At 74.2% G+C, this 17,278-nt stretch carries 16 protein-coding genes, 1 pseudogene and 1 riboswitch; of the genes and pseudogenes, 13 read left to right on the top strand and 4 right to left on the bottom strand.

Annotated features, from left to right (window positions below; all coding sequences use genetic code 11):
• The first annotated feature begins 15 nt into the window (after positions 1–15).
• The 6 genes and pseudogenes from NE235_RS05615 (at position 16) to NE235_RS05590 (ending at position 4,481) form a co-directional block, all read left to right on the top strand.
• Positions 16–927: an AAA family ATPase gene (locus NE235_RS05615; protein WP_252799847.1), complete on the top strand. Its 912-nt coding sequence runs from the start codon at positions 16–18 to the stop codon at positions 925–927.
• Between the two features lie 513 nt (positions 928–1,440).
• Positions 1,441–2,040: pseudogene (locus NE235_RS38085) on the top strand (vWA domain-containing protein); the annotation flags it as partial.
• Positions 2,033–3,130 carry an XdhC family protein gene (locus NE235_RS05605; protein WP_252799953.1) on the top strand — a complete coding sequence of 366 codons (1,098 nt, stop codon included), beginning with the start codon at positions 2,033–2,035 and terminating at the stop codon, positions 3,128–3,130. The pseudogene NE235_RS38085 and the gene NE235_RS05605, both read left to right, overlap by 8 nt.
• Before the next feature lie 130 nt (positions 3,131–3,260).
• Positions 3,261–3,401, top strand: coding sequence for a hypothetical protein (locus NE235_RS05600; RefSeq protein ID WP_252799846.1), 141 nt, complete (start codon positions 3,261–3,263; stop codon positions 3,399–3,401).
• Positions 3,402–3,429: 28 nt separating this feature from the next.
• A complete protein-coding gene (locus tag NE235_RS05595) occupies positions 3,430–4,014 on the top strand; it encodes a nucleotidyltransferase family protein (protein ID WP_252799845.1) in 585 nt (194 codons plus the stop codon).
• A 143-nt stretch (positions 4,015–4,157) separates the two neighbouring features.
• Positions 4,158–4,481: a hypothetical protein gene (locus tag NE235_RS05590; RefSeq protein WP_252799844.1), complete on the top strand. Its 324-nt coding sequence runs from the start codon at positions 4,158–4,160 to the stop codon at positions 4,479–4,481.
• A 16-nt stretch (positions 4,482–4,497) separates the two neighbouring features.
• Here NE235_RS05590 and NE235_RS05585 read toward each other — a convergent pair whose 3' ends face one another.
• The 3 genes from NE235_RS05585 to NE235_RS05575 all read right to left on the bottom strand — a co-directional run bounded on the left by NE235_RS05585 (position 4,498) and on the right by NE235_RS05575 (position 7,727).
• Positions 4,498–5,694, bottom strand: a complete 1,197-nt coding sequence (locus NE235_RS05585) for a DUF6986 family protein (protein WP_252799843.1) — start codon at positions 5,692–5,694, stop codon at positions 4,498–4,500.
• Positions 5,695–5,846: 152 nt separating this feature from the next.
• Positions 5,847–6,752 (bottom strand): aldose 1-epimerase family protein, encoded by a 906-nt coding sequence (locus tag NE235_RS05580; RefSeq protein ID WP_252799842.1) that lies wholly within the window; start codon positions 6,750–6,752, stop codon positions 5,847–5,849.
• A 66-nt stretch (positions 6,753–6,818) separates the two neighbouring features.
• Positions 6,819–7,727 (bottom strand): oxamate carbamoyltransferase subunit AllH family protein, encoded by a 909-nt coding sequence (locus NE235_RS05575; protein WP_252799841.1) that lies wholly within the window; start codon positions 7,725–7,727, stop codon positions 6,819–6,821.
• Between the two features lie 225 nt (positions 7,728–7,952).
• Between NE235_RS05575 and NE235_RS05570 the strand changes: the two genes are divergently transcribed.
• Both NE235_RS05570 and NE235_RS05565 read left to right on the top strand, forming a co-directional pair.
• Complete coding sequence (locus tag NE235_RS05570; protein WP_252799840.1) at positions 7,953–9,701, top strand: PucR family transcriptional regulator; 1,749 nt, start codon at positions 7,953–7,955, stop codon at positions 9,699–9,701.
• A 96-nt stretch (positions 9,702–9,797) separates the two neighbouring features.
• Positions 9,798–11,204, top strand: a complete 1,407-nt coding sequence (locus tag NE235_RS05565; protein WP_252799839.1) for a uracil-xanthine permease family protein — start codon at positions 9,798–9,800, stop codon at positions 11,202–11,204.
• 16 nt (positions 11,205–11,220) lie between these two features.
• Here NE235_RS05565 and NE235_RS05560 read toward each other — a convergent pair whose 3' ends face one another.
• The gene (locus tag NE235_RS05560; RefSeq protein ID WP_252799838.1) at positions 11,221–11,961 is read right to left on the bottom strand and encodes a TSUP family transporter; all 741 of its coding nucleotides are present in this window, start codon (positions 11,959–11,961) and stop codon (positions 11,221–11,223) included.
• Positions 11,962–12,148: 187 nt separating this feature from the next.
• Positions 12,149–12,233: riboswitch (ZMP/ZTP riboswitch) on the top strand.
• A 22-nt stretch (positions 12,234–12,255) separates the two neighbouring features.
• Between NE235_RS05560 and NE235_RS05555 the strand changes: the two genes are divergently transcribed.
• From NE235_RS05555 to NE235_RS05535, 5 genes are all read left to right on the top strand, one after another.
• Complete coding sequence (locus NE235_RS05555) at positions 12,256–13,134, top strand: bifunctional 5,10-methylenetetrahydrofolate dehydrogenase/5,10-methenyltetrahydrofolate cyclohydrolase (protein WP_252799837.1); 879 nt, start codon at positions 12,256–12,258, stop codon at positions 13,132–13,134.
• A 64-nt stretch (positions 13,135–13,198) separates the two neighbouring features.
• Positions 13,199–13,789, top strand: a complete 591-nt coding sequence (locus NE235_RS05550; protein ID WP_252799836.1) for a DUF4126 domain-containing protein — start codon at positions 13,199–13,201, stop codon at positions 13,787–13,789.
• A 139-nt stretch (positions 13,790–13,928) separates the two neighbouring features.
• Positions 13,929–14,864 (top strand): deoxyribose-phosphate aldolase, encoded by a 936-nt coding sequence (gene deoC, locus NE235_RS05545; protein ID WP_289848257.1) that lies wholly within the window; start codon positions 13,929–13,931, stop codon positions 14,862–14,864.
• Positions 14,865–14,868: 4 nt separating this feature from the next.
• Entirely contained in the window at positions 14,869–16,293 is a 1,425-nt protein-coding gene (locus tag NE235_RS05540; RefSeq protein ID WP_252799834.1) for an aldehyde dehydrogenase family protein, read from the top strand.
• The gene (locus tag NE235_RS05535; RefSeq protein WP_252799833.1) at positions 16,290–17,144 is read left to right on the top strand and encodes an aldehyde dehydrogenase family protein; all 855 of its coding nucleotides are present in this window, start codon (positions 16,290–16,292) and stop codon (positions 17,142–17,144) included. The genes NE235_RS05540 and NE235_RS05535 overlap by 4 nt, the downstream gene beginning before the upstream one ends.
• Positions 17,145–17,278: the final 134 nt, after the last annotated feature.

Raw genomic sequence — 17,278 nt, 5'->3', positions numbered from 1 at the left:
AAGTAGCCTTAGTGCGTGCCGCATTCCACCGCGTCTCCGGCATCCGACTTCGCTTCGCCGGCGGCTCTGAGCGAGGCCCTGAACCGGCACGCCTACCTGGCCGACGAGGGACTCGCCACGGCCTGCTTTCTGAGCCTGCGCATGAGCCGCCCGCTGTTCCTGGAGGGCGAGGCCGGGGTCGGCAAGACCGAGCTCGCCAAGACCCTCGCCGCCGTGCTCGACGTCCCGCTCATCCGGCTCCAGTGCTACGAGGGACTGGACGCCGCCCAGGCGCTCTACGACTGGGACTTCCCCCGTCAGCTGCTGCACCTGCGCGCCGCCGAGGCCGCCGGCGTGACCGACGTGCAGCGGCTGGAGTCGGAGCTGTACGACCGGCGGTTCCTCGTCGCCCGGCCGCTACTGCGGGCGCTGGAGACGTCCACGCCCGAACGCCCGAGCGTCCTCCTGGTCGACGAGATCGACCGCGCCGACGACGAGTTCGAGGCGTTCCTGCTCGAGGTGCTGAGCGACTTCACGATCTCCATCCCCGAGCTGGGCACCGTACGGGCCGAGCGCCCGCCCGTCGTCATCGTCACCTCCAACCGCACGCGCGAGGTGCACGACGCCCTGAAGCGCCGCTGCCTCTACCACTGGCTGGAGCATCCGGCGTTCGACCGCGAGGTCGCGATCATCCGGCGGCGGCTGCCGGAGGCGTCCGAGCGGCTCGTCCGCCAGGTCGCCGGCGCGGCGGCCCGGCTCCGGGGCCTCGACCTGCTGAAGACGCCCGGGATCGCCGAGAGCCTCGACTGGACCGAGGCCCTGGTCGCGCTCGGCGCCCGGGACCTCGATCCCGACACCGCGGCCGTCACGCTGGGCGCCGTGCTGAAGTACCGGGAGGACACCGAGCGCGTCGCCAAGGGCCTGGACGTGCTGCTCGACGGGTCCTGACCATGGGCGTGCCGCGTGACCTCGTCGAGACGCTGACCGGCTTCGCCCGTACGCTGCGCGCCGCCGGAGTGAACGCCGACCCCGAACGGCTCCAGGCGATGATCGGGGCGCTCGACCGCCTCGACGTGCGGAACCCGCGCGACGTGTACTGGGCCGGCCGGCTCACGCTGTGCGCCGGCCCCGCGGACCTGCCGCGGTACGACCGGTGCTTCGCCGCGTACTTCTCCGGCGAGTCCGCCTCGGCCCGCCGCGTGCCCCGGCGGCCCGCGCCGGTCGCCCGGCCCGCCGCCCGGAGCCGGGCGGGCGGGGCGGGCGGGGCGGAGGGGAGCGGCGACCCGGGCGCCACGGCCGCCAGCGCGGCCGAGGTCCTGCGCCGGCGCGACGTCGCCCGGCTCAGCGCGGCCGAGCGCGACGAGGTGCGGCGGCTCGTCGCCCTTCCTCGGCAACGTCTCGGCGCGCCGCCGGTCCCGGCGGTTCGCCCCGGCCCGCCGCGGACGGCTCGACCCCGCCCGTACGGTCCGCTCGATCCTCCGGCGCGGCGGGGAGATCTCCCGGCCGCACTACCGCGCGCACCGGACCCGCCCCCGCCGCGTGGTGCTCCTCATCGACGTCAGCGGCTCCATGAGCCCGTACGCCGACGTGCTCCTGCGGTTCGCGCACGCCGCCCTCCGCTGCGCCCCGCGCAGCACCGAGGTCTTCACGGTCGGCACGCGGCTGACCCGGGTCACCCGTGAACTGCGGCACCGGGAACCCGACGCGGCGATGGCGGCGGTGTCGTCCGCGATCCCCGACTGGAGCGGCGGCACGAGGCTGGGCGAGGAGCTGAAGGAGTTCCTCGACCGGTTCGGGCAGCGGGGGATGGCGCGCGGCGCGGTGGTCGTGGTCGCCTCGGACGGCTGGGAACGCGGCGACGCGACCCTCCTCGGGGCGCAGATGGCGCGGCTGCGGCGGCTCGCCCACCGGGTCGTGTGGGCCAACCCGCACAAGGCCAGGCCCGGGTACGAACCGCTCACGGCCGGGATGGCGGCGGCCCTGCCGCACGTCGATGCGTTCGTGGCCGGCCACAGCCTGGCCGCGCTCGAGGAACTGGCGGGAGTGATCGGTGATGCGTGACGTCCTCGGCGAGATCCGCACCTGGTACGCGGCGGGGGAGACGTTCGGCCTGGCCACCGTCGTCGACACGTTCCGCAGCGCGCCCCGGCCGCCGGGCGCCGCCATGGCGGTCTCGGCGGCGGGCGAGGCCGTGGGCAGCGTGTCCGGCGGCTGCGTCGAGGGCGCGGTGTACGAGCTGGCGCGGGAGGTCATGGCGACGGGGCGGCCGGTGGTGCGGCGGTACGGCGTCAGCGACGACGACGCGTTCGCCGTCGGCCTCACCTGCGGCGGGATCCTCGACGTGCTGGTCGAGCCGGTCGGCCCGGCGGCGTACCCGGAGTTCGCGGACGTCGCGGCGTCCGTCGAACGCCACGAGCCGGTCGCGGTCGTCACGGTCGTCGGGGGTCCCCGGGAGCTCGGCGCGCGGCGGGTCGTCTGGCCCGGCCGCGTGGCGGGCTCGCTCGGACTCGAACGGCTGGACGCCGCCGTGGACGACGACGCCCGCGGCATGCTCGCCCAGGGCCGTACCGGAGTCCGCCGCTACGGGCCGGACGGTGAGCGGCGCGGCGACGAACTCTCCGTCTTCGTGCACTCGTTCGCGCCGCCGCCGCGGATGCTGGTGTTCGGCGCGATCGACTTCGCGGCGGCGGTCGTCCGCGTCGGCAGGTTCCTCGGCTACCACGTGACCGTCTGCGACGCCCGGCCGGTCTTCGCCACCGCCAAGCGGTTCCCCGACGCGGACGAGGTGGTGGTGAAGTGGCCGCACCGGTACCTGGCCGAGACGGAGGTGGACGAGCGCACCGCGATCTGCGTGCTCACCCACGATCCGAAGTTCGACGTGCCGCTGCTGGAGGTGGCGCTGCGCACCCCGGCGGGCTACGTCGGCGCGATGGGCTCCCGGCGCACCCACGACGACCGGCTGAAGCGGCTGCGCGAGGCCGGTGTGACCGAGGAGGAGATCGCGCGGCTGCGCTCGCCCATCGGCCTGGACATCGGCGCCCGTACCCCGGAGGAGACGGCGGTATCGGTCGCGGCCGAGCTCATCGCGCTGCGCTGGGGCGGCACCGGACGTCCCCTCGGCGAGACGGCGGGCCGGATCCACGGGGACTGACCGGGACGAAGGGATCCAGAGGGGGGTTGTCCCCACCGTGCGAGAGTCGGCCTGGCCCCACTGCGCGGACGCGCGCCGGGGCCCAGACTCGTAAGAGTCCCGACGAACACGGAAGAAGGCCGGAACCACCATGGCGCGAAACGCCCGGAAGCCCCTCGTACGCCGGCTCGTCGTGGCCGCGCTCATCGGCGCGGCGGTGGCCGGGGGGACGGCGGCGGCTCCCCACCACGTGGCCCACGGCGTGCTCCCGCCCGTCGCCGCCCACCGCTGACGGGCACGCGGGCGGATACGCTCCCGCAATGGGGATCAGGCACGCGGGCGCGCCGGCGGGGCTGCTGCTGGCGGCCGGAGAAGGGCGCCGGCTCGGCACGCCGAAGGCGCTCGTCGAGATCGGCGGGGTCCGGCTCGCCGACCGTGGGGTTCACATGCTCCACGAGGCGGGCTGCACTCCGATCGTCGTCGTCACCGGCGCCGCCGTGATCGACGTGGCGGGCGCGGTGGTCGTCCACAACCCGGACTGGCGCACCGGCATGGCCTCGTCGCTGCGCCTGGGACTGTCGGCGCTGGCGGACGACTGCCCGGCCGTCGTCATCGCCCTGGTGGACCAGCCGCAGGTGACCGCGGAGGCGGTGCGCCGGCTCCGCGCGGCGTACGACGCCGGGGCGCGGGTCGCGGTCGCCACCTACGCGGGCCGGCCCAGGAACCCGGTCCTCATCGCCCGCGAGCACTTCGCGGAGGCGGCGGCCGGCGCCTCCGGAGACGTTGGCGCGCGTGCCTTCCTGCGGGCCCATCCCGAACTCGTCGTCACGGTGCCCTGCGAAGACGTCGCCGCCGCCGACGACATCGACACCCCCGAGGACCTCCGGCGCCTCGACCGGCCGTGAGGCGGGCCCGGGGGACCGGATCGAGACGGTGCGTGCTGTCAACCGGGGACGGGGCTCGAGCGTCTCACTGAGGCGCGGGGGCGTGCACGGTCCGACATGATCGCCGGGTCGGGGGCTCCGGCTGGAGAGGTGAGCAACCCGCCATGACGTCCGCCTGGCCGGAGGAACCCGGCTACCACTGGGTGACGCACAACGACAGCGCCGCCTCCCACCTGCTCAAGGCCGAGAACGCCCTGGCCCGCACGCCCCCGGACACGGCGGCGGCCCAGGTCCACGCCACTCTCGCCCAGGCGGAGGCCACGCTCGTCGTCGTCCACACGCTCCGCGACATCATGGCCAAGATGCGCGAGCAGACCATGGCGATCGAGGACCTGCGGCAGCTGATGGGCGCCGACGACCGCGGCGACGACCTGCTCGTCGACGACGGCGTGCCGCTGCCCCGCCCGGGTGCGGTGGTGGACCGGTAGGGCGGCCCACCCCCGGTCAGCCGATCAGGTCGCGGATGTCGTCGCGGTCGACGGCGCCGCAGTCGGCCGCGTGCCGCAGCCGGGCGGTCAGCGCCGCGGCGGTCCCTGGATCGCCGAAGGCGCCGTCGGCCTGCCCGGCGCGGTCGGCGCGCAGGCGGTCGACGGCGTCGTCGAGGCCGTTCAGCAGGGAGGCGTACACCGCGGCGTAGCGGCTCGGCAACTGCGCGACGTGCAGGTCGCAGCTCTGCGGGAAGCCGTTCATCAGGGAGTAGCGCACGAGGCCGGAGTGCAGCCGCCACGCCTTGTACACGTCCTTGGTCTTGTCGCTCGACGGGGCGATCTTCGTCGCTCCGTCGACCAGCCGGACGCCGGTGCCGGCGAGGGTCACCTGCAGGACGTGGCGCGCGTGGTCGCAGGCCGGGTGGTCGAGCCGCTGCTCCGACGGCGGCAGCCCGCACGCGGCCGTGTAGTCGTACACGCCGAACTGGGCCGCGACGAGCCGGTTCCCGGCGGCGGCCACGACCTCCGGGAGATGGGCGACCGACTGCGGGGTCTCGATCTGGACCTCCATGCGGAGCAGCCCCTCCGGCAGGCCGATCTCCGCTTCGAAGCGCGAGAGGAAGTCGACGAAGATCCGCACGTGGTCGGGCGTTACGATCTTGGGGAAGGTCACGAGGAAGCCGCCCGGCAGCCGGCCGAGACGCTCGGCCAGCCCGGTGAGGAAGCCGTCGAGGGTGCGCATCGCCCGGCGGTGCCCGCCGTCCGCGAACGACTTGACCCGCAGCCCCCAGTAGTAGGGGAGGGAGCGCGTCTCGTACGCCTGGGCGACCGCCTCGACGGCGGCGGCGACGTGCCCGTCCTCCTCCGCGTCGTCGCGGACGCCGTACCCGTCCTCGAAGTCGATGCGCAGGTCCTCCACCGGTTCGCGGGCCAGCTTCGCGGCGACCCGCTCGTGCACGGTCTCGGCCAGGGTCGTGTCGATACCGAACGCGCTCGCCGCCGCGGCGGCGTCCGTGACGTGCGTCTCGAGCAGCCGCAGCGCCTCCTTACCCAGGTCGGCGGGGGTGGTCGCGGTGAACCGGTCGGCCGGGACGTACAGGGTGTGCACCGGGCGGCGCTCGTCCGGCCGGCCCGGGTGCCGGCGTTCGTACTCCGCGCGCGCCTCCTCGACCCGGGCGCTCAGGTCGTCGACGGAGGACAGGGTCAGCTTCATGAGTTCCTCTCCAAGGACACCGCGTCGTGCACACGCTACCGATCCGGCCCGCCCGGCGGCGGCGAGCGCCGGCGGGCGGGCACCGGGCCGGTGGAACGCCTTCGGGGATTTTGATCGCCGTTCGCGCCGGTCGGTTCGCGGCGATCGCGCGGTCAGCCGCCGACGATGCCCCAGGAGCCGCCGAACTCGGCGCCCGGTTCGAGGGTGATCAGGTCGGTTCCGGTGACGAAGGCGTTCGGCGGGCAGGTCATCGGCTCGGCGCCCACGCCCGCGCGGCGCATGGCGCCCGGTGCCGTGTCGGCGGTGAAGATCTCCAGCCAGGGGTGTGCCTCGTCGGCCCAGAGCGCGACCGAGCGGGCGCCGTCCTCCAGGCGCACCCACGCGCGCCCGTCCGCGTCCCGGCGCAGGCCCGTGAAGGGATGATCGATCCTCAGGTCACCGAGGAGCCGCCCCTCCCGCAGGTCGTACGCGGTTCCGGCGACGTCCCGTGCCGCGGGTTCGGGAACGGCGCGGTCGTCGACCTCCAGGTACCGGTCGGCGGGGACCGTCAGGGTGCACTCGTCCAGCGGGCGGCCCAGGGTGAGGTAGGGGTGCGCGCCGTGCCCGTACGGCGCGGGCCGCGAGCCGGCGTTGCGCGCCGACAGGCGCACGGTCAGGCCGTCCTCGGCGTCGAGGGAGTAGTCCACGGTCAGGTCCAGGCGGAACGGGTAGCCGGAGTGCCCGAGCAGGCGGTACGTGAGGCGCACCCGGTGCGGTTCGTGCTCGGCCACCGCCCACGAGCCCTCGCGTACGAGGCCGTGGATGGCGTTGTCGAGCGCGCGCTCGTTGACCGGCAACTGGTACGCCTCGCCGCCGAACTCATAGCGTCCCCGGTCGATGCGGTTCGGCCACGGTGCCAGCAGCTGTCCCGACGCGGCCGGCGGCTGCACGTCCGCGTCGTGCGAGAGGACGAGGGGCCGGCCGTCCCTGGACAGCGCCCGCAGCGAACCGCCCTGCTCGGTGACGACGGCGGTGTACGGACCGGCGGCGATCTCGTACTGGTTCCCGGAAAGTGTCATGGGTCGATTGTGGCCGGTGGGTTTTCGACTGATTTTCGCGGGTCGGGGCTCACCGGGAGCGGCGGTTCACCCGCCGCGCTGCGGGCGGCTCAGCGCGAGGGCGGCGTGGCAGCCGGTCAGCAGACCCCAGGCGACGTCACTGCCGGAGGTGTGCCCGACCTCGACGAGACGGCGCGCGGCGGGCCCGAGGGGCTCCTGGCCGGCGATGCCGCGCAGGACGGCCGCGGCCTCCACGCTCGCCTGCCCCCGCGCGGCGCACTGCAGCAGGGTCGCCGCCAGGGCGGTCGTGCGCTCGCACGCGTACGCGGTGACGGCGGCGCCGATCCAGTCGGCGAGCCGGACGGCCCGGCCCCCGCCGGGGACCGCGCCGCCGAGCAGGCGCAGCGCGAGCAGCAGACCGGCGAGCGCGTCGTCACCGCTGGGGGTGAGGCCCGGCCCGAGGCCGACGATCCGTTCCGCCGCGTCGACGGCGTGGGCGAGGTCGCCGGCCGCGCAGCTGTCGGCGAGGACCTCCGGGACGGGGTGCCCGCTCAGCCCCCAGGGTCCGGTGAGGTCGCCGAGCGCGCGGGTCCCGTGGGCGAGCCGGGCGAGTGAGAGGGGGCCGAGCACCGGGGTCGGATCCCACCAGCGCCGGATCCGCACCCCGAGCCGGCCGGCGAGCTCCACGCCGCCGTCACCGGCGAACGCCACGTCGCCCTCGCGGACGCCGCGGAACGGCTCCTGCCGGGCGGGCGCGGCCAGGACCACGGCGTTCGGCGGGCGTACGGCGTCCGTGGTGACGAGTGCGACGACGGTCGGCTCGGCGGGGCCGTCGACCCGCAGGTAGGCCGTCGCGGGGAACACGGCGACGACCCGGGCGGCGCGCCGGGGGCCGCCGAGGACGGCGCGGACGCCGAGGCTGGCGGCGCCCGGCAGGCTCAGGGCCGGGGCGGTGCGCGGGCCGCGTCGCCGCCCCGCGGTGGTGGACGCCGTCATCCGGACCTCCCGCGGCGCGATGGGTCGGATCGCCCCGTCCGGCCCGCCGGACGGGGGCGCTCAGGCCCGGTCGCGGCCCCGGCCGGGGGCGGTCACGGTCGTGAACGTAAACCCGTCCGGGCCATGGCCGTATGGAGAATCCTGACAAGAATGGTTGCCAGCGTTCGTATTTCTCGTCATCGTGTGATGGTTACTCGGGGGTCAACTTCGGGAGATTGGGCGGCTATGTCGTCTTCGTGCGGATCTCGTCCTCCGGCTCTGCGTCCCGCCGGCTCCGGTATCCCGGCGTACGGACTGTCCGTTGAAGAGGTTCTGGGCCTGCCGACTCTGGCGGGCGCCCGGCTCGTCGCCGGGGCGGGCGGCCTCGACCGCGTCGTGGAGCGCCTCAACGTCATGGAGGTCCCCGACGTCTTCGGCTGGGTCAAGCCGAACGAACTCCTGCTGACCACCGGCTATCCGCTGCGCCATACCTCCGGTACCCTCGGCCGCCTCGTCGCCGACCTGAACGCCTGCAACCTGACGGCCCTCGCCGTCAAACCCGGCCGCTACCTCGAACGCCTGCCGGACGAGATGCTCGAACAGGCCGACCGGCTCGGCCTCCCCCTGATCCGGCTGCCCGAGGACGCCGGGTTCGACGACATCCTCAACCAGGTCCTCGCCCGGATCCTCGACCGGCGGGCCGCCGCGCTGGCCCGCGGCGAGGAGGTGCACCGCGCCCTCGTGCAGATCGTCCTGTGCGGCGGCGGCCTGCAAGAGGTGACGGACGAGGTCGCCACGCTCCTGGGCGCCGCCGTCACCGTCCTCGACGGCGACGGCCGGCAACTCGCGGCCTCCGGCGACGAGGCGCTCCTGACCCGGCTTCGGGGCGCGCTCGCGGGACTCCCGCCGGCCGCCGAGGAGGAGGCGCCGGCACCGGGCGTCCTCGATCACGTTCCACCGGCCGGCGTCCCCGCCTCCTGGCCCGCCGGCGCCGCGCCGCGCGAGCCCGCGCCCGGACTCGACGGCCCGGACACCGGCGACGGCCCGGGAACCGCGCCGGACGGGCACCTCGTGGTGCCCGTCGTCGCGGGCGGGTTCACCTACGGGCGGATGGCGGTGCTCGGCGTCTCGGCGGCCGACACCGGCGTCCTCGAACGCGTCGCCACCGTCGTCGCCCTCGTCATCACCAGGCAGCACGCCGTGTCGGCGGTCGAGAGCAAGTACCGCGCCTACTTCCTGCGCGACGTCCTCACCGGCCGGTCCGGAGCGGACGAGCGCGTGATCGCGCACAGCGCGAGCTTCGGCTGGGACCTCGGCCGTCCCGCCACCGTGGTCGTCGCCGAACCCGACCAGGGACCGGCGCGCGGCGGCACCGAGGAACGCGTGCTCCAGGACCGCCTGGTGACCGCGTGGACCTCGGCGGTCCGGCGCCGGGACCGCAAGGGCGCGGTGGCCGGCTTCTCGGGCGGGGTCGTCGCGGTCGTCGCCGCCGACGCGTGCGACGCGCCGGCCCTGGCCAAGGACGCCGCCGCCGTCTTCGCCGACCAGGACCGGACCTTCTCCACCGGCGTGAGCCGCGTGGCGCAGCAGCCCGGCGACCTGCCGTCCGCGTACGACCAGGCGGTCCGGGCGGTGCGCGTCGGGCGTCAGATGAACGGCGACGGGGCCGTCGTGCACTTCGACGAACTCGGCGTCTTCCGGCTGCTCAGCCTGGTCGAGGACACCGCCGAGCTGCACTCCTTCGTCCAGGAGACCCTCGGTGAGCTCGCCGGCGACCAGGACTCCGAGGCCGTCGACCTGCGGCGCACCCTGCAGGTGCTGCTGGAGACGAACCTCAACGTCGCCGAGACCGCCCGCCGCCTGCACTTCCACTACAACACGCTCCGTTACCGCATCGGTAAGCTGGAGCGCCTGCTGGGACCGTTCACCGACGACGCCCATCTGCGCCTCAACCTGACGCTCGCGCTGCACGTCCTGCGCATGCGCGGGATCTGAGGCCCTGACCGCCCGCTCGCGGGCGGGCGGGCATTCGGCTCCACAGCGCGGGCGGGCCGGTGCGCCGGGCCCGCGGTGACCCCCCCGGGAGGACAGATGGCGATCGGCTGGAAACTGCACGGCGACGGGCGCACCCCCGCGCCCGGCGAGGTCGTCGGGCCGGACGAGCGCCTGTCCTGGGGCCGCACCGCCGGCATCGGCGCCCAGCACGTCGTCGCGATGTTCGGCGCGACGTTCGTGTTCCCGGTCGTGATGGGGCTCGACCCGAACCTCGCGATCCTGATGTCCGGGATCGCGACCATCATCTTCCTGCTCGTCTCCGCCGGGAAGGTGCCCAGTTACCTCGGGAGCAGCGCGTCCTTCGTCGGCGCCGTCGCGTCCATCCGCGCGGCCGGCGGCGGCACCGCCCAGGTGACCGGCGCGATCCTCGTCGCCGGCGCGGTCCTCGCCGTCGTCGGCGTGGTCATCCACGTCCTGGGCGCCCGCGTCATTCACCGGATCTTCCCGCCCGTGGTCACCGGCGCGGTCGTCATGCTGATCGGCTTCAACCTCGCGCCGGTCGTCGCCGACGTCTACTGGCCGCAGGACCAGTGGGTCGCGCTCGCCACCCTGGCCGTCGTCGTCCTGTGCGCCGTGGTCCTGCGCGGCTTCTGGTCGCGGATCGCGGTCCTCATCGGCCTGGTCTTCGGCTTCCTGCTGTCGTGGATCCTCGACAGGACGGCCGGCCGGATCACCGCCCCCGACGGCACCGGCACGGTCACCTCCCACTTCCGCGTGAACCTGAGCGGCGTGAAGGGCGCGGACTGGTTCGGTCTGCCGCACCTGCACGCACCGGACTTCAAGACCTCGGCCATCCTCGTGGCGCTGCCCCCGGTGATCGCGCTGATCGCGGAGAACACCGGCCACGTCAAGGCCGTCGCCGCGATGACCGGCGCGGACCTCGACCCGTACCTCGGCCGGGCCATCGCCGCCGACGGCGCCACGACCGTCCTGGCCACCGCGGTCGGCGGCGCCCCGACCACGACGTACGCCGAGAACATCGGCGTCATGGCCGCCACGCGGATCTACTCGACCGCCGCCTACTACGTCGCCGCCATCGTCGCGATCCTCGTCGGCCTGTGCCCGAAGTTCGGCGCGCTGGTGGCCGCGACCCCCGGCGGCGTCCTCGGCGGCATCACCGTCGTGCTCTACGGCATGATCGGCCTGCTCGGCGCCAAGATCTGGATCGAGAACCGCGTCGACTTCGGCGATCCGGTCAACCTCGTCCCCGTGGCGGCCGGCCTCATCCTGGCCATCGGCGACGTCACGCTGAAGATCACCGGGGACTTCCCGCTGCAGGGCATCGCTCTCGGCACCGTCGCCGTGCTGCTGGGCTACCACGTCCTGAACGCCGTCCAGCGCACCCCGCGCGACACCGGCGCGGGCGTCATCGCCCCGGGTGAGCGCGACGTCGTCCCCGACGCGCCCGAGCGCCGCCCCGACCTCGGCGGAGACGCACGATGAGGGCGACCGCCGGCGATCAGCGAGGGGCGAGTTCCCACAGGCCCTTGGCCAACGTGGTGAGGCCGCCGGCCAGAGCGAGGAACAGCACGAGCCGGCGCGCCTTGACCTCCGGTATCCGGTCCGCGAGGACCTTCCCCACGACGGCGCCGCCCGCGATCCCGGCCGTGGCCAGCAGCCAGGCGGGGCCGGTGAGCCGGGGCGCGCCCTTGACCAGGAGGGACAGGGCGTTGACGGCGACGCCGTAGAACTGCGCGCTCGGCACGAACTCCCGCACCGGCCAGTCGGCGTTCACCGCGTACAGCGACATCGCGGGGCCGCCGACACCGGCCGAGGAGTTCATGAAGCCGCTCGCGGCGCCGGCCGCCAGGGCCCCGGGAGACCCGCGCAGGGCGGGCAGCCGGGCACCGTACGCCACGAGCAGCACCGCCGCGGTCACCAGTGCGCCCATACCGGCGAGCAGCACGCTCTGCGGCAGCCGGGCGGCCACCCACGCGCCGGCGGGCACGGTGCAGGCGGCGGCGGCGACCAGCGGCACCATCGCCCGCAGCCGCACCCGCCGCCATCCGTCTGCCAGGCCGATCAGGCTGATCGCGCCGGACGCCGCGTTCGACAGCAGGACCCCCTGCGCGGGGCCGAGCAGTAGCACGAGCGCGGGCGCCGCGACCAGCGCGAACCCGATGCCCGCGAGCCGCTGCACGGACGCGCCCGCCAGGATGATCCCGCCCAGGATCAGCTCCGCTGGCCATCCGCCGCTCACGTGGCGTCCTCGCCCGCGCGGTGGCCGAGACGTTTCTCGAACCAGGTCGCCTCACTGATCACCGGCACACCGTACTGAGCGGGAGGCGCCGCGCCGAACTCTTTTCCGCCAGGCGGGAACGTTCCACCGAAACCTGCCGTGGCCGGCCGGCGACGGACGTCCCCGATCTCGGAAAGCGGTACGGTACGGCTGGGGCCGTGACTGGCGCTGAGGTGGAGCACCACCGGGGAGCGGCCCGCACACATGTTGGGTCGTGCGCCTGGGCCGAGTCATTTCGACCGTTCAGGAGCAGCCGTGACCCAGACCTCCACCGCCCGTCTCATGGACGGCACCGGCCCGGCCCGCCGCATCGTCGAGCGCAGCGCCGCCAGGGCCGCGTGGATCAGCCGGGAGACCGGCACGCCGCCGTGCCTGGCCACCGTGCTGGTCGGCGACGACCCCGCGTCCGTGACGTACGTCCGGATGAAGCGCGCCCGCTGCGAGAAGGCCGGCATCGCCTCCCGGCACGTCGGACTGCCGGCCACGACCACCACGGCGGAGCTGGTCGACGCGGTCACCGCCCTGTCGCGGGACCCCGGGGTGCACGGCATCCTGCTCCAGCATCCGGCCGGGCCGCACATCGACGAGCGCGCCGCGTTCGAGGCCATCGCGCCGCACAAGGACGTCGACGGGCTCACCCTGCACTCGTTCGCCGCGAAGAGCTTCGGGCTGCCGGGCTTCGCGTCCTGCACCCCCGGCGGCATCATGCGGCTGCTGGCGGAGTACGACGTCGAGCTCACGGGCCGGCACGCCGTCGTGGTCGGCCGCAGCGCCATCCTCGGCAGGCCGGTCGGGATGATGCTGCTGGCCGGGGACGCCACGGTCACGTACTGCCACTCGCGCACGGCCGATCTGGCGTCGATCGTGCGGCAGGCCGACATCCTGGTCGCCGCCGTCGGCCGGCCGCGGTTCATCCGCGGCGAGGACGTCAAGCCCGGAGCCGTCGTGATCGACGCCGGGTACAACCCCGGCAACGTCGGCGACGTGGACTTCGAGACCGCCCGGACCCGCGCGAGCCTCATCACGCCCGTCCCTGGTGGCGTCGGCCCCATGACGATCGCCGTCCTCCTCGAGCAGACCGTGGACGCGGCGGCCCGGCAGCTCGGCCTGGACCCCGGCGCGGGAGTGGGATGAGCGCGCGGAACGGCGCGGTGAGCCCGGAGGAACCTTCCTCCGCCTCGAACACGTCTTACCTGGCATGTTCGCGACGTTGACCGGGCTCGGCCTGTCCGCATCGGCCGGTCTGAACGCTTATATCCCGATCCTGGTGGTCGGCCTGCTCGCCCGCTTCACCGACGTGATCGCGCTCCCGCACCAGTTCGCGTGGATGGGCAACGGATGGGCGCTCACCGCCGTGGCGGTCCTGCTCGCCGCGGAGGTCGTGCTGGACAAGGTCGCCATCGTCGACCATGTCAACGACGCGATCCAGACATTCGTACGGCCCGCGGCCGGCGGCGCCGTCTTCGCGGCCTCGGACGCGGCCGCGAAGATCGACCACTCCGGCTGGATGACCGATCACCCCTGGGTGGGCTGGACCCTGGGCATCGTCGTCGCGCTGTGCGTGCACGTCACCAAGGCCGGCGTGCGTCCCGTCGTCAACGTCGGCACGGCCGGCGTCGGAACGCCCTTCGTGAGCGCGGCGGAGGACACGATGTCACTGGTGATGAGCCTCGTCGCGGTCCTCGTCCCGGTGCTCGTGATCCTGTTCCTGATCGTGTTCGTCCTGATCGGGTGGCGGCTGACACGGAGGATACGCCGCCGGCGGCGCAGGCCCGAGAACGCCCGCTGAGCCGTGCTCTGGACGGTGGACCGGCCGCGCGGCACCCCCGGCCGGGCGCCATCCGGCCGCGCGAGCGCGCCGTACGGGTCCGCGGCGTCCGGCGTTATCCTCGGTCGGACACTCGAACACAGGGGGAGACGTGCCTGACCTGTCGACCTTCGCGGACGCGGCCGCCGCACCGGCCGAGCTCCGCGGCCTCCTGCGCGGTCTGCCACCGGTGGACCAGGTGGGAGCGGAGGAGCGGGCCGCCCGGCTGGCGACCCGCTCGATCAAGAAGTCGGCGAAGGCGTACGCCATCGACCTGGCGATCTCGATGGTCGACCTGACGACGCTCGAGGGCGCGGACACCCCCGGCAAGGTGCGGGCACTGTGCGCCAAGGCGGCGCACCCGGACCCGGCCGACGCGAGCGTGCCGAAGGTCGCGGCGGTCTGCGTCTACTCCGACCTCGTCGGCGAGGCGGTCCGAGCCCTGGACGGCACGGGCATCGGCGTCGCGAGCGTCGCGACGGCGTTCCCCTCGGGGCGGGCGCCCCTCGACGCCAAACTCGCCGACACCCGCCGGGCGATCGACGACGGCGCCTCCGAGATCGACATGGTGATCGACCGCGGCGCGTTCCTCGCGGGCGACCACCAGAAGGTGTTCGACGAGATCGTCGCGGTCAAGGCCGAGTGCGGCGACGTCCACCTGAAGGTCATCCTGGAGACCGGCGAGCTGGTCACCTACGACAACGTACGCCGGGCGTCGTGGCTGGCGATGCTCGCCGGAGCCGACTTCATCAAGACGAGCACGGGCAAGGTGAGCCCGGCCGCCACGCTGCCGGTCACCCTGGTCATGCTGGAGGCCGTCCGCGACTTCCGCGCGGCGACCGGCCGCCAGGTGGGCGTCAAACCGGCGGGCGGCATCCGCACGACCAAGGACGCGATCAAGTACCTCGTGCTCGTCAACGAGACGGCCGGGCCGGACTGGCTGACGCCCGAGTGGTTCCGGCTCGGCGCCTCCAGCCTCCTCAACGACCTGCTGATGCAGCGCCGCAAGCTCACGACCGGCGTGTACGGCGGTCCCGACTACTTCACGATGGACTGAGCGGATGAGTTTCGAGTACGCCCCCGCGCCGGAGTCACGGGACATCGTCGACCTCAAGCCGTCGTACGGCCTGTTCGTCGACGGGGAGTTCGTCGAGGCGAAGAACTCCTTCAAGACGATCGACCCGGCCACCGAGGAGACCCTCGCCGAGGTCGCCGAGGCCGGCGCCGACGACGTCGACCGCGCCGTCGCTGCGGCCCGCCGCGCGTACGACACGGTCTGGGGCCCGATGCCGGGCGCCGAGCGCGCGAAGTACCTCTTCCGGATCGCGCGGCTGATCCAGGAGCGGTCACGCGAGCTGGCGGTCCTGGAGTCCCTCGACAACGGCAAGCCGATCCGCGAGTCCCGGGACGTCGACCTGCCGCTGGTCGCCGCGCACTTCTTCTACTACGCCGGCTGGGCCGACAAGCTGCCCTACGCCGGGTTCGGCCCGGCCCCGCGGCCGCTGGGCGTCGCCGGGCAGGTCATCCCCTGGAACTTCCCGCTGCTGATGCTGGCGTGGAAGATCGCTCCGGCGCTGGCCTGCGGCAACACGGTCGTCCTCAAACCGGCCGAGACGACGCCGCTGACCGCGCTGGCGTTCGCCGAGATCTGCGCGCAGGCGGAGCTGCCGCCCGGCGTCGTGAACATCCTCACCGGCGCGGGGGAGACGGGCCGCGCGCTGGTCGAGCACCCCGGGATCGACAAGGTCGCCTTCACCGGCTCGACCGAGGTCGGCCGGCTGATCGCCCGCTCCGTCGCCGGCACGGACAAGCGGCTCACGCTGGAGCTCGGTGGCAAGGCCGCGAACATCGTCTTCGACGACGCGCCCCTCGACCAGGCCGTCGAGGGCATCGTCAACGGGATCTTCTTCAACCAGGGGCACGTGTGCTGCGCCGGTTCGCGGCTGCTCGCGCAGGAGTCGGTCGCCGAGGAGCTGCTCGACCGGCTGAAGGCGCGGATGGCCACCCTGCGGGTCGGCGATCCCCTGGACAAGAACACCGACGTCGGCGCCATCAACTCGGCCGCCCAGCTCGCGAAGATCCGCGAGCTGTCCGACAGCGGCGAGGCGGAGGGGGCGACCCGCTGGTCCCCGCCCTGCGAGCTGCCCGAACGCGGATTCTGGTTCGCGCCGACCGTGTTCACCGGCGTCGCGGCCTCGCACCGGATCGCCCGCGAGGAGATCTTCGGCCCCGTCCTGTCGGTGCTGACGTTCCGGACACCGGCCGAGGCGGTCGAGAAGGCCAACAACACCCCGTACGGCCTGTCGGCGGGCATCTGGACCGACAAGGGGTCGCGGATCCTCTGGATGGCCGAGCGGCTCCGGGCCGGGGTCGTCTGGGCGAACACCTTCAACAAGTTCGACCCCGCCTCGCCCTTCGGCGGGTACAAGGAGTCCGGTTTCGGGCGTGAGGGCGGACGGCACGGACTGGAGGCGTACCTGCGGTGAGCGAGCGGTTGAGTGTTCGCAAGACCTACAAGCTGTTCATCGGGGGCGCGTTCCCCCGGTCGGAGTCCGGCAGGACCGTCATCGTGAACGACGCCAAGGGCAGGTTCCTGGCCAACGCCGCGCGCGCCTCGCGCAAGGACGTCCGGGACGCGGTCGTGGCCGCGCGCAAGGCCCAGGCCGGCTGGGCGGCGCGGACCGGGTACAACCGCGGCCAGATCCTCTATCGCGTCGCGGAGATGCTGGAGGGCCGGCGCGGCCAGTTCGTCGAGGAACTGCGCGGCTCCGGCCTGGGCAAGGCGGCGGCCACCGCGGAGGTGGACGGGGCGATCGACCGGTGGGTCTGGTACGCCGGGTGGGCCGACAAGATCGCCCAGGTGACGGGGTCGGCCAATGCCGTCTCCGGGCCGTTCTTCAACTTCTCCACGCCCGAGCCCACCGGCGTCGTCGGCGTCATCGCCCCGGACTCGCCGCTGCTCGGGCTGGTCTCGGTGCTCGCCCCGGTCGTCGTCACCGGCAACACGGCGGTCGTCGTCGCCGCCGAGTCCGCGCCGCTCCCGGCGATCACCCTGGCCGAGGTCCTCGCGACCTCCGACGTGCCCGGCGGCGTGATCAACCTGCTCACGGGCCACCGCGCCGAGCTGGCCCCCTGGCTCGCCTCGCACCAGGACGTGAACGCGATCGACCTGACCGGCGCGCCCGGTGACCTGGCCGCCGACTGCGAGCGCGCGGCGGCGGACAACCTCAAGCGGGTGCGCCGTCCCGTCGCCGACGACTGGGCCGCCGACCCCGGCACCGCGCGGATGACCGCGTTCTTGGAGACGAAGACCGTCTGGCACCCGGTCGGCATCTGAGCGACCCGACCGCCCGCAGGGGCGGCCCCGTCCGAAGGGGCGCCCCGTTCGCGCGGCGCGGCCTGGGTCGCGCGGCGCGGCGGCATTCGCGGTGGCCCGTTCGCGCGGGTCGCCGGGCTCGACGCGCCGGGCTC

Source organism: Actinoallomurus spadix, from assembly GCF_024055725.1.
Taxonomy (GTDB): domain Bacteria; phylum Actinomycetota; class Actinomycetes; order Streptosporangiales; family Streptosporangiaceae; genus Actinoallomurus; species Actinoallomurus spadix.
This window is presented reverse-complemented; position numbering and strand designations above follow the sequence as displayed.

Coding starts and splice junctions, on each gene's coding strand:
- NE235_RS05605 (WP_252799953.1), top strand. CDS start 2,033: ATGCGTGACGTCCTCGGCGAGATCCGCACCTGGTACGCGGCGGGGGAG.
- NE235_RS05600 (WP_252799846.1), top strand. CDS start 3,261: ATGGCGCGAAACGCCCGGAAGCCCCTCGTACGCCGGCTCGTCGTGGCC.
- NE235_RS05595 (WP_252799845.1), top strand. CDS start 3,430: ATGGGGATCAGGCACGCGGGCGCGCCGGCGGGGCTGCTGCTGGCGGCC.
- NE235_RS05590 (WP_252799844.1), top strand. CDS start 4,158: ATGACGTCCGCCTGGCCGGAGGAACCCGGCTACCACTGGGTGACGCAC.
- NE235_RS05585 (WP_252799843.1), bottom strand. CDS start 5,694: ATGAAGCTGACCCTGTCCTCCGTCGACGACCTGAGCGCCCGGGTCGAG.
- NE235_RS05580 (WP_252799842.1), bottom strand. CDS start 6,752: ATGACACTTTCCGGGAACCAGTACGAGATCGCCGCCGGTCCGTACACC.
- NE235_RS05575 (WP_252799841.1), bottom strand. CDS start 7,727: ATGACGGCGTCCACCACCGCGGGGCGGCGACGCGGCCCGCGCACCGCC.
- NE235_RS05570 (WP_252799840.1), top strand. CDS start 7,953: ATGTCGTCTTCGTGCGGATCTCGTCCTCCGGCTCTGCGTCCCGCCGGC.
- NE235_RS05565 (WP_252799839.1), top strand. CDS start 9,798: ATGGCGATCGGCTGGAAACTGCACGGCGACGGGCGCACCCCCGCGCCC.
- NE235_RS05550 (WP_252799836.1), top strand. CDS start 13,199: ATGTTCGCGACGTTGACCGGGCTCGGCCTGTCCGCATCGGCCGGTCTG.
- NE235_RS05540 (WP_252799834.1), top strand. CDS start 14,869: ATGAGTTTCGAGTACGCCCCCGCGCCGGAGTCACGGGACATCGTCGAC.